9 protein-coding genes and 1 tRNA gene are annotated in these 14,876 nt (G+C 61.5%); 5 read left to right on the top strand and 5 right to left on the bottom strand.

Translation table 11 applies throughout. From position 1 onward, the window contains the following. Positions 1–156: 156 nt before the first annotated feature. Entirely contained in the window at positions 157–3,729 is a 3,573-nt protein-coding gene (locus ACTJLA_RS04245) for a transporter substrate-binding domain-containing protein (protein ID WP_252950018.1), read from the top strand. A 268-nt stretch (positions 3,730–3,997) separates the two neighbouring features. After that, a complete protein-coding gene (locus tag ACTJLA_RS04240; protein WP_181123957.1) occupies positions 3,998–5,242 on the top strand; it encodes an EAL domain-containing response regulator in 1,245 nt (414 codons plus the stop codon). Here the strand turns inward: ACTJLA_RS04240 and ACTJLA_RS04235 are convergent. Further along, on the bottom strand, positions 5,211–5,873 hold the full coding sequence (locus ACTJLA_RS04235) for a response regulator transcription factor (RefSeq protein ID WP_181123955.1): 663 nt from the start codon (positions 5,871–5,873) through the stop codon (positions 5,211–5,213). The two genes, ACTJLA_RS04240 and ACTJLA_RS04235, sit on opposite strands and share 32 nt — an antisense overlap. Positions 5,874–6,080: 207 nt before the next feature. On the opposite strand from ACTJLA_RS04235, the gene ACTJLA_RS04230 reads away from it, so the two are divergent. Beyond that, on the top strand, positions 6,081–6,365 hold the full coding sequence (locus tag ACTJLA_RS04230; protein ID WP_020301357.1) for a DUF3509 domain-containing protein: 285 nt from the start codon (positions 6,081–6,083) through the stop codon (positions 6,363–6,365). Between the two features lie 172 nt (positions 6,366–6,537). Here ACTJLA_RS04230 and ACTJLA_RS04225 read toward each other — a convergent pair whose 3' ends face one another. Continuing rightward, positions 6,538–7,737, bottom strand: a complete 1,200-nt coding sequence (locus tag ACTJLA_RS04225) for a CaiB/BaiF CoA transferase family protein (RefSeq protein ID WP_057975079.1) — start codon at positions 7,735–7,737, stop codon at positions 6,538–6,540. A gap of 137 nt (positions 7,738–7,874) precedes the next feature. Here ACTJLA_RS04225 and ACTJLA_RS04220 point away from each other — a divergent pair, with 137 nt between their 5' ends. After that, positions 7,875–8,417: a YaeQ family protein gene (locus ACTJLA_RS04220; protein WP_314545222.1), complete on the top strand. Its 543-nt coding sequence runs from the start codon at positions 7,875–7,877 to the stop codon at positions 8,415–8,417. A 127-nt stretch (positions 8,418–8,544) separates the two neighbouring features. After that, positions 8,545–10,254 (top strand): single-stranded-DNA-specific exonuclease RecJ, encoded by a 1,710-nt coding sequence (recJ, locus tag ACTJLA_RS04215; RefSeq protein WP_440840671.1) that lies wholly within the window; start codon positions 8,545–8,547, stop codon positions 10,252–10,254. A gap of 136 nt (positions 10,255–10,390) precedes the next feature. Here the strand turns inward: recJ and ACTJLA_RS04210 are convergent, their stop codons facing one another. The 3 genes from ACTJLA_RS04210 to ACTJLA_RS04200 all read right to left on the bottom strand — a co-directional run bounded on the left by ACTJLA_RS04210 (position 10,391) and on the right by ACTJLA_RS04200 (position 14,670). Next, complete coding sequence (locus tag ACTJLA_RS04210; protein ID WP_314545217.1) at positions 10,391–11,671, bottom strand: virulence factor family protein; 1,281 nt, start codon at positions 11,669–11,671, stop codon at positions 10,391–10,393. Continuing rightward, entirely contained in the window at positions 11,671–14,313 is a 2,643-nt protein-coding gene (gene mprF, locus ACTJLA_RS04205) for a bifunctional lysylphosphatidylglycerol flippase/synthetase MprF (RefSeq protein ID WP_014719775.1), read from the bottom strand. The genes ACTJLA_RS04210 and mprF overlap by 1 nt, the downstream gene beginning before the upstream one ends. 280 nt (positions 14,314–14,593) lie before the next feature. Further along, positions 14,594–14,670: transfer RNA gene (locus ACTJLA_RS04200), tRNA-Met, on the bottom strand. Positions 14,671–14,876: the final 206 nt, after the last annotated feature.

Raw genomic sequence — 14,876 nt, 5'->3', positions numbered from 1 at the left:
ATTCAGCTAACTCACCCGCTGACCATGAGGCGGATATCAGGCTGCTACAGGTATGCATTCAGCTTTTTTGCAGTCGGCCAAGCCCGTCCTCGTGACGGGCTTTTTCATTCTGGCGAGCCATACTTGCCCAGTCGCCCAATCAAGGAAACCCAACCGGTGCAGGTTTTGATCCAATGGACGTTGAAGCTGGTGTGCCTGTTGTGGCTCATCCAGGTGCCCATGAGCCTGGCCGCCGTCAGCCTGCCGTTCAAACTGGTGCCGGCGTTTATCCCGCTTGAACCTATGCCGCTGGCGCCGACGGAGCAGCAGTGGTTGGCGGCGCATCGGACACTCAAAGTGGGCATCTCGATAGATGACTACCAGCCGATCGATATCACCCGTGACCGCAATCGCTACCAGGGCATCAGCGCCGATTATTTGAGCCTGGTTGGCGCACGGCTGGGTGTGCCCATGCAAGTGCTGGGCTTTTCCGAGCGCGCCCAGGCGGTCGAAGCGCTGCGCAACGGCACCATCGACATACTCACCAGTGCCAATGGTTACGAGCGTGACGTACCCGGCCTGCAATTCACCCCGGACTACATGCCCGACCGCTCGGTGGTGGTGCTGCGTCGCGACGATACCCAAGGCGACGATCTGGCCGGCAAGAAGCTGGTGTTGCTCGACGGCTACGCCAACGTGCAGAAGGTTCACGCGGCGTATCCCGACAGCCACATCATGCTCGCCCCTAACCTCTACAGCGGCCTCGAAGCCTTGAAGCAAGGTGACGTCGATGCGTTTATCGGCAACGAAGTGATTGTGCGCGCCTATAAATCGCTGCGGCCTTACCTGGGGTTGCAGATCAAGGAGCAGAGCCGGCTGGCGCCCATCGGTTTTGCCTTCGCCACCCGCCAGGCAGATCCGTTGTTGGGGGCCATGATGAATCGCGCGCTGGCAAGCCTCGACGAGTCGGTGCAGCGTGAAATCCTCGCGCGCTGGACCACCGGGCTCGGCGTCGGTATCAGTGGTGAGCGCATTGCGTTGTCGGCGTCGCAACAGGCCTGGGTGCGCGAGCATCCCCATGTCGTGGTGGTGGCCCAGCAGATGTCTCCGTACATATTCAAGGATAAGGATGGCCACTGGGTTGGCTTGAATGTGGATTTGTTGCATCGCATCACGCGCATGACCGGTTTGCAATTTATCTTTGAAGAGGTGCACTCCACCGCGCAAACCCTGGAATGGCTGGAAACAGGCAGGGCGCAGATGAACACGACCCTGGCCGTTAACCGCGAGCGCAGCACAGTGCTCAACTTCAGCCATGGGTATGGTGGGTCCGGCTGGGTGTTTGTCGAGCGTGCCGATGCCGCGCCGCTCACCGGCTTGAAGCAGTTGGACGGCAAGGTGCTGGCGCTGCCGGCACGTCATGTATTGGAAAATGATATTCGCCATGCGCATCCGAACATCACGTTGCGCCTGGTGGACAATTACAACCAGGCCCGTGAGCTGGTACGACGGGGCGAGGCGGCCGCTACCATTCAAACTGAAGTGGAAGTGCAGAGTTACCCGGAAGATGGCCTGCGTATCGGCCGCAGTGTCGATGGCAAGTGGTCGTCCAACTGCCTGTCGGTGCGCAAGGACCAGCCTGAGCTGCTGAGCATTCTGAACAAGGCCCTGGAGGCGCTGCCGGTGGCTGAGTTGAGTGCCTTGCGCTTGCGTTGGATCGGTGCCGTGGCGATTCCGCTGCCGGCCTGGCAACGGGTACCGCCATGGGCCTATTGGACGGTGGCCACGGCGCTGCTGTTTGTGTTGGTGTCGCTGGTGTGGAACAGCCGGCTCAAGCGCCAGATTCACCAACGGCTGGAGGCCGAGCAACGGCTCAATGACCAGTTGGCGTTCAAGCGCGCACTGCTCGACGGCATGCCCAACCCGCTGTTCGTCCGCGACCTGGACGGGCGCCTGGTGACCTGCAATAAAAGTTATGAACAGCAATTGGCGACCCGGCTGGAGCTGATCCAGGGCCTGACGCTGATGGAGAGCAAGGTCGTGCCCGACGCCACAGCGGCGCGGCTGCACGAAGGCCACATGGAGCAATTGGCCACGCAGCAGCCGTTGTTTGTCGACCGGCAATTGGAGCTCAACGGCGGCAGTTATCACGTCTACCAGTGGACCGTGCCTTTTTTTGATGCCCAGGGCCGTCTGCAGGGATTGTTGGGCGGTTGGATCGATATCAACGAACGCAAAGACCTGGAGCGCCAGTTGATGGACGCTCGCCAGGCCGCCGACGAAGCGAACTACGCCAAAAGTGCATTTCTCTCGGCCTTGAGCCACGAGATTCGCACCCCCATGACTGCCATCATTGGCTTGCTCGAACTGGAGCAAGAGCGTTGTCTGGCAAGCGGCCAGCCGGTTTCCGAGGCGCTGCAGGTGGCCCATCGTTCGGCGCGCGAGCTGATTGCGCTGATGGGCGACAGCCTGGACTTGGCCAAGATCGAAGCCGGCCACCTGCAACTGGCGCCACAGACCACTGAGTTGAAGCGCTTTTTCGAGGGTATCCAGAGCCTGTTCGAAGCCACGGCGCAAAAGAAGGGCCTGCATCTGACCCTGGCGTTTGATCCGGCTGCTCAGGGTTATTACTGGTTCGACCCGCTGCGGTTACGCCAGGTGATGCACAACCTGTTGGGCAATGCGCTCAAATTTACCGAGCGGGGCGGGGTTCACCTCAGCGTGACCTGCCAACGGGATGAGACCGATAGCGAATACCTGCACCTGTGCGTCAAGGACAGCGGCCCAGGCATCAGCGCCGAGCAACAGCCGCGGGTGTTCAAACCGTTTACCCAAGTGAGCGCCCTGACCGCTGCGCAACACGGCGGCACCGGTCTGGGCCTGAGTATCTGCAAGCAACTGGTGGAATTGATGGGCGGGAGCATTCACCTCGACAGCGTGGTGGGTGAGGGGACGGCGGTGTGCATTGACCTGCGCCTGGACCGGGTCAGCACCGATGATGTGCCGGCAACGCCCACCGCGACGTTGTCACCGACGGGGCGTAGCCTGTCGGTACTGGTGGTGGATGATTTGGCGGCCAACCGCCTGGTGCTGGCGCAGCAGTTGCAGTTCCTCGGTCACCAGGTTGTCGCTCTGGAGTCGGCCGAGGCCGCGTTGCAACGTTGGCGTGAGCAGCGTTTTGACGTGCTGGTCACCGATTGCCAGATGCCCGGCATGTCCGGTTATGCCTTGAGTGCGGCGATACGGCGCCTCGAAGCCGAGGAGCAACGGCCTCGTAGCGCGCTGGTGGGTTGCACCGCGAACGCCATGAAAGATGAACAACGCCGCTGCGAGGACGCCGGTATGGATGAGCTGCTGGTCAAGCCGGTGACCCTGGAACACTGGACCCAAGTGCTGGCCCGCGTGGCGCCCCAGCGTTCGTTCGATATCCAGGCCCTGCGCACCATGACCCAGGCCGATGGCCCGGTGCTGCAAAGCATGTTGCAGGAACTGGCCAAGAGCCTGGACCACGAACACGAGGTATTGGCGGGAGCCCTGGCCGAGCGCGACGTGGCACGCTTGAATGCATCGCTGCACCGGCTCAAGGGCATTTGCTCGCTGGTGGACGCACTGCCACTGGCCAAGGCCTGTGTCGCCCTTGAGCAATGCGCCCGAGAGCAGCGCGGCGCCGAGCTTGAAGAACCCTGGTTGCGCTTGTCCGAGGTGCTCAAGGCGTTTCGTCGCGACCTGCAACCCTATCTGGATGCCTGACACCTTAATGCCGATCAGCTAAGCGAACGCAATGCTCAAGGCAACGACGATCAAATGTGGGAGCTGGCTTGCCTGCGATAGCGGTAGTGCAGTAACAGATGTAGTGACTGACACACCGCCTTCGCAGGCAAGCCCCACAGGAGATCTGCGCTTGACCGACAAGGCTTGCCCCTCCCACATTTAAGCAAGCTTTTAGGACACGTCCTATGGGGTACACCACAGCATGTGGCTACTGTGCAGCACTTTCCCTGTACCGACATCCCTACCCATGCGATCCCTGAACGTCCTGATCCTCGAAGACAACCCGTTTCAACTGATGGCTCTGCACCAGATGCTCAATGCCAACGGCGTGTTCAATGTACGGGCCGCGGAAACGGTTGAAACCGCCCGCCAGTCTCTGGACAGCAAAGGCCCGGTGGATATCGCCATCTGCGATTTGTACCTGGAGCAGGGCGATGGCCTGGAATTGATCCGCGAGTTGGCGGAACGCCGCCTGGCCCAAGTATTGATCCTGCTCAGCAACGCCGAGCCCGACGTGCTGGAAGGTGTGGCGAACATGGCCTGCCAATTGGGACTCAAAGTCTTGGCGTGTTTGCCCAAGCCGGCTTCGGCCAAGTTGATCGGGCAACTACTGAGCGATTGCCAGGTTCATTTTCGCCCGGGGCCACCGGTGCTGTCCTGGGAGCGCGTGCGCCAACTGTTGGGCTTGAGCGAGCGGGAACAACTGCCGCCCTCGGCGGATGTCAGCCAGGCGACTATCGCAGCCTGTGGCAGGGTCTGGTACCAGCCCATCGTCAGTCAGGCCGGTGTGTTGCAAGGGGTGGAGGCGCTGGCGCGTTGGCAGTTGCCGGACGGTGAGCTGTTGCTGCCTGACGAGTTCCTGCCGGTACTGGAGTTTGCCGGCATGGAAGAGGCGTTTACCTGGCACGTGCTGGAGCAGGCGCTTGGCCTGGCGAACCAGGTGATGGGCGAAAGCGGCCAGGTGCTGCCAGTGGCCGTGAACATCCCCGGGCGCATGCTGGAGCGCGAGCACTTTCCCCAGGTGCTGCAAGGTCTGCTGCAGTTGCACGGTGTACCCGCCCATAGCCTGACGCTGGAGCTGGTGGAAACCTCGACCTTGAAAACCGACAGCGCCCATGTCACCGGCTTGCTGCGCTTGCGCATGTTGGGTTGCCAGTTGTCCATCGGCGACTTCGGCATGAGCGGCACCAGCCTGCAGCATTTGCTGGAACTGCCTTTTACCGAGCTGAAAATTCCCCCGGCGTTTGCCTGCGGGATGGCCAATGATGACCGCAAGGCCGCTGTGGTGGCGGGCGCCATGAGCATGGCAGCGCGCCTGGACGTTGCCGTGGTGGTCACCGGCGTGGAAACCGCCGCCGACTATCACGCTGTGGGCGAACTGGGCGCGGCGTGGCTGCAAGGCTGCTTTATCGCCCGGCCGATGGACGCCGCGGCGCTCAAGCAATGGATCGCGTTCCAGGCTAGGCCAGCCCGTGTTCCTGCACGTAAATAAACAGGGCGGCATCGTTGGCCAGCCCCAGCTTGCGCATGGCGCTGACTTTTTGCGCGCTGACGGTCTGCTTGCTGCGATGCAGGTGCGCGGCGATCTCGCCCACCGTCATGCCACTGGCCAACAGGCGAATCACCTCCAGTTCCCGGGGTGACAGGTGCTCCTGGGAATGCAGGCGATCAGCGCCGACTTCCCCGGCCAGGCTCAGCGCCTGGCGGATGGTCTGGGCCACATAGGTGCGTTGTTGGCGCACCTGGCGGATCGCCTGGGGCAGCTCATCGGCCAGGCTGGCCTTGCTCAGCAGGCCCATCACACCCAATGCCAGGATGGAATGAAACAACCCGGCATTGTTGAGCATGGTCACCACCACAATGGGCAGGTGCGGATAGTGCCGGCGCAGTTGCTCGATCAAGCGCAGCCCGTCGGCTTGGGGCTCGACGGGCATCATGAAGTCGGTCACCACCACATCGCAGGCACAGTGTTGCAACAACGCACTGAGGGCCTGGGGGGAATTGGCCTCGCCGACGATGCTGATATGCGGGTCACGTTCGAGCACGGCGCGCAGGCCAATCAGGAAAATCGGGTGATCGTCGGCAATCACGATACGCAAGGGCGGTTCAGACACAGCTCTCAAGGCAGGCTCCCGGGACAATCCAGGGATTCTAGCCTGTGCGCCGTTGTTTTTTCTCTGTCATCTTTTCCGTGCATGCTCGTTTTCCTCAAGCAGTGGATTACACAAAAGGTAGAACTTTCTGCTTTGAGCACGGGTCACTTGAATGTCAGCCTCTTCGTGACATTTTTGTTTTTCGAACCTTTTTCGAATGATTGAGTGGTGATCGAGATGGAAAGTATCAACCTATTGCTCAGCCAAGCACTGAGCCCTTATCAGGTTACGCTGACCTCTGCCGGTATGCGCGACGACTGCCTGGTAACCGTGAAGAACCCCGGTGGCGCCATCGTGGTTGAACGTGAAGTCGATCGTGCGCAATTGAGCGACAAGCGCGCGCTGGTGGATGTGGTGGATTGCCTGCTCCGCGACCTGAAAATCGCCGAAGGGCGCCTGGAACCTTCAGTCATCGCTGCCTTGCGCAACGCCTCCCAAACCCGTGGCGGCGCACTGGCATGAAACATTATTTTTCTTCGGAACCTTCCTACAAGGTGGTCAGTCAGAGTTTGTAACAGCAAGAGCAGGCATTGTGCTCCGGTGTTTGTCGCTTGCTGTGCGGGTCTTTTTGTAGACCACGTTTAACCCCGAGTTGTCTCCCCACTGCTCGGGGTTTCTTTTTGCCTGGGATTTGTCAGATCGCGCCATCCTCGCGCAGGCGAGTGATAGCCGCCGCGTCGTAGCCCAGGGCATTGAGCACCTGGCTGTTGTGTTCACCCAGTTGCGGGCCGACCCATTCGCAACTGCCCGGTGTGTCCGAGAGCTTGGGCACGATGCCGGGCATCTTGAAATCCTTGCCGCCCGGCAACTGCGCCTTGAGGAACATTTCCCGGGCCAGGAATTGCGGGTCGCCCAGCATGTCTTCGGCGCTGTAGATGCGGCTGGCGGGCACCTCGGCTTTATTCAGATGCTCAATCACCTGGTCGAGCGACAGCGAATTGACCCAGCGATCAATCACGCCGTACAGCTCGTCGCGGCGACTATCACGCCCGTCATTGCTGACCAGTGCAGGGTCGTTCGCCAAATCGTCACGGCCGATCACGCGCATGAAGCGCTTGAAGATTGCATCGCCATTGGCGCCGATCTGCACATGCTTGCCGTCTGCGGTGGTGTGGATCGAGGACGGGGTGATGCCGGGCATGATGTTGCCGGTGCGCTCACGGATAAACCCGAACACATCGAACTCGGGGATCATGCTTTCCATCATGGCGAAGATGGCCTCATACAGCGCCACATCCACCACTTGGCCCAGGCCGCCGTTGACTTCGCGGTGACGCAGCGCCATCAGCGCGCCGATCACTGCCCACAACGCGGCAATCGAGTCGCCGATGGAGATACCGGTGCGCACGGGCGGGCGGTCCTCGAAGCCGGTGATATAGCGCAAGCCGCCCATGGACTCGCCCACCGCGCCAAACCCCGGCTGGTCCTTCATCGGGCCCGTCTGGCCGAAGCCCGAGAGGCGCACCATCACCAACTTGGGGTTGAGGGCGTGCAGGGTTTCCCAGCTCAGGCCGAGTTTCTCCAGCACGCCTGGGCGGAAGTTTTCGATCAGGATGTCGGCGTCGGCCAACAGTTGCTTGAGGATCGCCAGCCCCTCAGGGTGCTTGAGGTTGAGGGTCAGCGACTGCTTGTTGCGCGCCTGCACGAACCACCACAGCGAAGTGCCTTCATACAGCTTGCGCCATTTGCGCAGCGGGTCGCCGCCGTCCGGGGATTCGACCTTGATCACCTCGGCGCCGAATTCGGCGCAGATGCGCGAGGCAAACGGGCCGGCGATCAAGGTGCCCAGTTCGATGACTTTCAGGCCGGCAAGTGGTTTGGCAGTGAGCGACATGGGGATCCTTACAAGCGCGGGACGATGATGTACTGCTTTTTAACATAGGCGAGCCGCGCGGATGCAGCGCAGTATTCGTTCAATGCCCTCGCCATCGGTTAGACTGGCCGCCTTTCCTTGTCTTTAGAAGCCCGTTCATGGCCCAGCCGTCCACGACCTACAAATTCGAACTCAACCTCACCGACCTCGACCGCTCGGTGTACGAGAGCGTCAAACAGACCATCGCCCGCCACCCTTCGGAAACCGAAGAGCGCATGACCGTGCGCCTGCTGGCCTACGCCCTTTGGTACAACGAGCAATTGGCGTTCGGGCGTGGCCTGTCGGATGTAGACGAACCGGCCCTGTGGGAAAAAAGCCTGGATGATCGTGTTTTGCACTGGATCGAAGTCGGCCAGCCGGATTCCGACCGCCTCACCTGGTGCTCGCGCCGCACCGAGCGCACCAGCCTGCTGGCCTATGGCAGCCTGCGCGTGTGGGAAGGCAAGGTGGTGCCGGTGGCCAACAACCTGAAAAACGTGCATATCGCTGCCGTGCCCCAGGAAGTGTTGGAGACCCTGGCCAAGGACATGCCGCGGGTGATCAAGTGGGACGTGATGATCAGCGAAGGCACGATCTTTGTGACCGATGACCGTGGCCAGCATGAAGTGCAACTGCAATGGCTGGTCGGCGAACGCGGTTGAAAAGGTGGGAGCTGGCTTGCCTGCGATGGCATCCACTCGGCGTGCCTNGCCAGCGCCCACATTTGATCTTGTTGCGTTCACTATCTGTGTTTAACCGATGTATTAGAAGAGAAGCTCCCGTCACCCCATGCGTATCGATCCCCGCCCATTGCCCGCCGTCCTGCCTTTTCTCGGTGAACTGCCGCCGCTGTTGACCCGCCTTTACGCCGCACGCGGGGTGCAGTCGGAGGCCGAGCTGGACAAGAGCCTGGCGCGGTTGATTCCCTATCAGCAGCTCAAGGGCATCGACGCCGCGGTGGACTTGCTGGTGACGGCCTTGGAGCAGCGTCAGCGCATCCTGATCGTCGGTGACTTTGACGCCGATGGCGCCACAGCGAGCACCGTAGGCACCCTGGGCCTGCGTTTGCTCGGGGCGGCCCATGTCGACTACCTGGTGCCCAACCGCTTCGAATACGGCTACGGCCTGACCCCGGAAATCGTCGCGGTGGCGCTGGAGCGCGAGCCGCAGTTGCTGATCACCGTGGACAACGGTATCTCCAGCGTCGAAGGCGTGGCGGCGGCGAAAGCGGCGGGGTTGCAGGTGCTGGTGACCGACCACCACTTGCCCGGCGATGAACTGCCGGCCGCTGACGCCATCGTCAATCCTAACCAGCCGGGCTGCACATTTCCCAGCAAGGCCCTGGCCGGCGTCGGCGTGATCTTCTATGTATTGATGGCCCTGCGTGCACGGTTGCGCAGCCTGGGTTGGTATGACAACAAGCCCCAGCCGAACATCGGTGAACTGCTTGATCTGGTGGCCCTGGGCAGCGTCGCTGACGTGGTGCCGCTGGACGCCAACAACCGCATCCTCGTGCACCAGGGGCTGGAGCGTATTCGGGCCGGTCGGGCGCGGCCGGGGATCAAGGCGATCCTGGAAGTGGCCAAGCGTGATCATGCGCGTATCACCTCCACCGACCTGGGTTTTATCCTCGGCCCGCGCCTGAATGCCGCCGGGCGCCTGGACGATATGAGCCTGGGCATTGAATGCCTGCTTACCACGGACTTCGCCGCCGCACGGGAAATGGCCGCGCAACTGGACGGCATGAACCAGGACCGTAAATCCATCGAGCAAGGCATGCAACGCGAGGCCCTGGCCCAGCTCAAGGACCTGCCGGTGGAGTCGATGCCGTACGGTCTGTGCCTGTTTGACCCGGAGTGGCACCAAGGGGTGATCGGGATCCTCGCGTCACGTATGAAGGAGCGTTATTTCCGCCCGACCATCGCCTTCGCCGATGCCGGTGATGGCCTGCTCAAGGGCTCTGGACGCTCGGTGCAAGGCTTTCATATCCGCGATGCGCTGGCGGTCGTCGCCAGCCAGCACCCCAACCTGATCACCAAGTACGGCGGCCACGCCATGGCGGCGGGGCTGACTTTGCCCGAGGCCAACTTCCCATTGTTTGCGCAAGCCTTCGATGCCGAAGCGCGCCGGCAACTGCGCGAAGAAGACCTCACCGGTCGCCTGCTTTCAGACGGCACCCTGGCGGTGGAAGAGTTTCACCTGGAACTGGCCCGCGCCCTGCGCCATGCCGGCCCGTGGGGGCAGCACTTTCCCGAGCCATTGTTTCACGGGGTATTCCAGTTGGTGGAGCAGCGGGTGGTGGGTGAGCGGCATTTGAAAGTGGTGCTCAAGAGCGAATGCGGGTCGGTGAAGCTCGATGGCATCGCCTTTGGTGTGGACCGCGAAGTGTGGCCAAACCCGACGGTGCGTTGGGTGGAATTGGCCTACAAGCTGGATGTGAATGAATTTCGTGGCAATGAGACGGTGCAACTGATGATTGCGCACATCGAACCGCGCTAGTTTTCATCAACACCACGTACCACTGTGGGAGCGGGCTTGCCCGCGATGACGGAGTGTCAGTCAACGCTACTGTGACTGANGCCACCGCTATCGCGGGCAAGCCCGCTCCCACATTGGGTCTTGGATTAAGCTGGAATTATTCGGCTTTGGCCTGATGCTTGACGATAATATCCACCAACCGCTTGGCCAGCGCCGGGTAGTTCTCATCGAAGTGATGCCCGCCCGGCAGCTTCATGGCTTCGCCCACGGCGGTCTTGTCAGTGCAGCCACTCTCGTCGACTTCTTCGGCGCCGTAGATGCACACGACTTTCTCTGGTGGCAGCTTGGCCATTTCCGGGCCGGTGGCGGCTTCTTTGCCGGCGTTGCCCAGCCAGCCTTCCACTTCGATTTCAAAGCTGCCGGTGCGGGCGAAGGCCAGCAGGATGATCGCGTCCACCCGTTGCTGTTCGTTCTCTGGCATACGGTTGTAGATCGCCGGCAATACGTCGGCGCCGAACGAGTAACCGGTCAGCACGAAGCGCTTGGTGCCCCACTTTTGCCGGTAGTGTTGCATCAGCTCGGTGAGGTCCTTGGCACTTTGCTCCGGCGTCTTGTGCTGCCAGTAGTAGCGCAGGGTGTCGATGCCCACCACCGGGTAGCCGATCTTTGCCATCTCGCCCGCCACGTCGCGGTCCAGGTCGCGCCAGCCGCCGTCACCGGAGAGGAACAGGGTCACGGTGTCCTTGGCTTGGCCGGCAGGCACTTCCACCACCGGAATCGCCAGGCCGCCGTTGTCCGAACCGACCAGTTGCTTGCGCAGTTCGTTATTCAGCACCTGTGGGTAATGAATGTCGTAGTCGCTGATGCTGGTGGTGGCGCGCGGTGTGTCGCGTACGAAACTGGCGCTTTCATCGTCGGGGTTATCGTTCCACGCCACCAGCCAGCTGCCATGGGCGGCGGTTTTCGGCAGCGGGTCGTTGCAGCCTTCCTGTTTCAGGGCGAAGCCCACGGAGATGGCGTTGGCCTTGTCGTCGTTCTGGGTGGCCAGCCAGCGCCAGGCGAGTGCGGCGCCAGGGCCAATGCCGCTGACCAAGGTTGCCGGGCCTTTCAGCTGGGCCAGGGCGCCTTGCAGGGCTTTTTCCTGCAGTGCGCAGTCATCTTTTGGCAGCACCACCTGAACCAGTTGCGCTGAACCGCCCTGGCTCAGGGCAATCAGTTGGCTGTCGGTCAGGGTTTCGTCGGTCATCACCGCCACGGCCACGCGGGCTTTTGCGTTGCTGGCCGGGGTTACGCGGGTCATTACCGAACCGTCGGCCTGGGGCAAGTGCTCCAGGGTCGGTTGCGGAGCAGGGCGGTTCCAGTACCAGAAGCCACCCGCCGCGATCAGCGCAAGCAGCACCACTAAAGCCAATACATACCGCCAGGAGCGTCGAATCATCAGCGTTTCACCAATCCAGTCAAGCCGCCCGCGATCAGGGCGGCGGTATCGGCCAATGCCACCAGCGGATCCAGTCCTGCGGGCACGGCCATGTAACGGGGTTCCCAGTCGGGCTGGAACTTGTCTTTGAAGCGGCGCAAACCTTGGAAGTTATACAGTTGCTCGCCACGGCGGAACACCATCGAGCCCAGGCGCTGGGTCAGCGGTGCGCCACGGCGCGGTTGCAAGCCCGACAACGGCACCATGCCGAGGCTGAAGCGCGCGTAGTCGTGGCTCTTATAATGTTGAATCAGGCCCACCATCATGAACTCCATGGTCAACTTGGGCGCGTCCGGGTGGGCACGCATCAGGTCGAGGCTGGCCAGATCATGATTGTAGGTTTCGAGCAAATTGGCGAAGGCCACCGGGCGCCCTTCGAAGCGAATGATCGCGATACGAAAGTGCTTGAGGTAGTCATCGCTGAAACGGCCCAGGGAGAAGCCCTTTTCCCGCACATTCTTACCTGTAAGCCAGGCATCGGAGATGACTTTTAATTCATCCATCGGCGCCTTGCCCGGTTCGCAGATTTCCAGGGACAGGCCGTCCCGGGTGCCACGGTTCCAGGTGTAGCGCAAATCCTTCATTTCTTTGCCCTTGGCTTCCAGGTCAAAGCGCTTCAGGTCGACGCGGGCTTCTTCACCCAGTTTGATCGCGGTGAGGCCGATGTCCATGTAATACGGCAGGTTCTCGGCGCGTACCTGGTAAAACACCGGACGGGCGTGGTGGATGTCGCACAGGTCGCGGAACTGCCAGATCATCTCGGCGCGCGGTTGGGTCGGGCCGATCGGGTCGTACAAAGCCACCAGGCTACGCCCGCGACGGGCATACATCAGGAAGGCTTCATCGTTGGGATGAAACAGCAGCGCCTTGTCGCCGGTGAGCGCCAGGCCGCCGTCAGGTTGGGACGAGGCCATCAGGATCTTGCTCGCGCGCTCCAGTTCTTCCGGGGTCGGCAGGTGGATGACCGGGCGTGCCGTGCGCAGCAGCCAGGTCAGCGACACGATCACCAGCAACACGGCGGCGCCGAGCAGCGAACGCAAACCACGCGGGGCGTTGGCGTCGAGGGTGAACTGCCACCAGAGTTGGTGACTGTAGGGCACGTCCTGATAGGCAAACAGCAGCAGCCAGATCGAGGCGCCGAGCACACAGACACTGGCCACCAGGTACAGCGGCGAAAACGGTAACTCGGTCAGGCGACTGGCGCGGTAGAACGAGCGCCGGAAGATGGCCAGCAGCACTGCAGTCATGGTCATCAGGCTGGCTTCTTCCCAGTCGAAGCCTTTAAGCAGCGAGAGCAGGGCGCCAACCAGCAGCAACACCATAGTCAGCATCCAGGCGGCCGACAACCGCCGGCGCAGGCCCTGGGCGAGCAACAGGCACAACACACCGATCAGGCTGGCACCGAAGTGCGACGCGTCAATCAGACGATGGGGAATCAGGAAGCCGATGTTTTCCAGGCGTGAGTCGATCTCTGGCGTGGCGCCGGAAAACAGCAGGACCACGCCGGACAAAAAAACCAGGACGGCCAATACTGGCGCTGCCAGCCCCGACGCTACCCGCAGGCTTTGCTGGGTCTGGAACAGGCGCTGGGCCTCGTTGACCAGCAGGAATACACAAGCGATCAACAGTGGCAGCACCACGTAGATCATGCGGTACAGCAGCAAGGCAGCAGCCAGGGGCGCGGCACCGAGTTTGTCGGCAAAGGCCGCCAGCAGGATCGCTTCGAATACGCCCACGCCGCCCGGCACATGGCTGAGCACACCGGCGGCCAGGGCCAGCAGGTACACCAACAGGAACGGGCCGAAGGGCGGCGCTTCGGGCAACAGCAGATACAGCACGGTAGCGGCTGCGGCGACGTCCAGTGCGGTGATGATCAGTTGCAGGAAAGTCAGGCGTCGGCCAGGCAGGCGCAGGGTGCGGCGCCCGGCCTTGACCAGCAGGTTGTCGGGGTAGGGCTGTTCCGGCAGGCGGCGGCGATAGATGCCGATGCACAGCAGGGCCGACAACAGCAGCACGGCGCCGGCAATGCCGCCGAGCAGGCTTTGCGATAAATGCAGGTAAGTGGAGGCGGCTGGCAAGTTGCTCAACGTGGCCAGCGCGGCCAGCGGCGGCAGCGCACAGCCCAGGGCCAGGCTGGCGAACACGGTCATGTGCGCCACTTCCGAGGCGCCGATGCCATGGCGTGCATATAAACGGTAACGCACCGAACCGCCCGAGAGCATCGACAAACCAATGGCGTTGCCGATAGCAAAGGCGGTGAAGCCACCCAGGGCCAGGGTCTTGGCGGGCAATTGCACGCCGGCATAACGCGCGCCGGAGAATTCATAGCCGAGCAGGATCACAAAACCGGCGACTGCCGCCGCAAAGGCCCCCAATAGGGCAGGCTTGGGCACTTCCAAGATCGAATCGTGCAGGGCGTAGAGGTCCAGCTCCAGCAGCAGGTGCCGGCAGGCGATCAGGGCGATTGCAAACAGCAGGAGCGTCACGGCCAGGCCGATGGGCTGGCGGTACTTGCTCAACAGGTCCAGCCACCGCAAACGGGTGGGAGTGATCGGTTGTTCTGCTGTGACGGTGTCTTGTGGTTCAGACGAGTTGGCGCGCATCAATCACCTCGTGGATTGTGCGCGACAGGATGGAGGTATCCAGCCAAGTTACCAATCCCTATGGACAAAATAATTACAAATATTAACGCGGATCACCGGGCGCGGCGACTGCGGCCATTGGTCGTAGAGGGGTAGCGCTTGAGCATTGAGCATAGCGTGCAATGAGATGGACTCTGCAAACCGTCTACGGTTTCATGAAAGATGCCATGCCATTGTTTCAGAAGAACTTTTTCGCCAGATACAAAAAAGGCCACTCTTTCGAGTAGCCTTTTTTGATGTTTGGTTGCGGGAGCCGGATTTGAACCGACGACCTTCGGGTTATGAGCCCGACGAGCTACCAGACTGCTCCATCCCGCGTCTGTGGGCGGCATTCTACAGCCCAATGGCGGGGTGTCAACCGTTAATGAGCCGATCACTGAAATAAGCGCTAATTATTCTGAAATCAAGGTGTTGGGCGCATTCTGCAAGGGAAAACAAGCGCGCACAAAAAAGGCCACTCTTTCGAGTAGCCTTTTTTGATGTTTGGTTGCGGGAGCCGGATTTGAACCGACGACCTTCGGGTT

Origin of the sequence: Pseudomonas sp. 22072 (assembly GCF_052046095.1) — a bacterium.
GTDB classification, from domain to species: domain Bacteria; phylum Pseudomonadota; class Gammaproteobacteria; order Pseudomonadales; family Pseudomonadaceae; genus Aquipseudomonas; species Aquipseudomonas paracarnis.
The sequence above is the reverse complement of the archived record's forward strand: the minus strand, read 5'-3'. Positions and strand labels throughout refer to the sequence as shown.

What these genes read in the sequence shown, in the direction of transcription:
- mprF (WP_014719775.1), bottom strand. Translation starts at nt 14,313, where the DNA reads ATGCGCGCCAACTCGTCTGAACCACAAGACACCGTCACAGCAGAACAA.
- recJ (WP_440840671.1), top strand. Translation starts at nt 8,545, where the DNA reads ATGCGTATCGATCCCCGCCCATTGCCCGCCGTCCTGCCTTTTCTCGGT.
- ACTJLA_RS04240 (WP_181123957.1), top strand. Translation starts at nt 3,998, where the DNA reads ATGCGATCCCTGAACGTCCTGATCCTCGAAGACAACCCGTTTCAACTG.
- ACTJLA_RS04220 (WP_314545222.1), top strand. Translation starts at nt 7,875, where the DNA reads ATGGCCCAGCCGTCCACGACCTACAAATTCGAACTCAACCTCACCGAC.
- ACTJLA_RS04225 (WP_057975079.1), bottom strand. Translation starts at nt 7,737, where the DNA reads ATGTCGCTCACTGCCAAACCACTTGCCGGCCTGAAAGTCATCGAACTG.
- ACTJLA_RS04210 (WP_314545217.1), bottom strand. Translation starts at nt 11,671, where the DNA reads ATGATTCGACGCTCCTGGCGGTATGTATTGGCTTTAGTGGTGCTGCTT.
- ACTJLA_RS04230 (WP_020301357.1), top strand. Translation starts at nt 6,081, where the DNA reads ATGGAAAGTATCAACCTATTGCTCAGCCAAGCACTGAGCCCTTATCAG.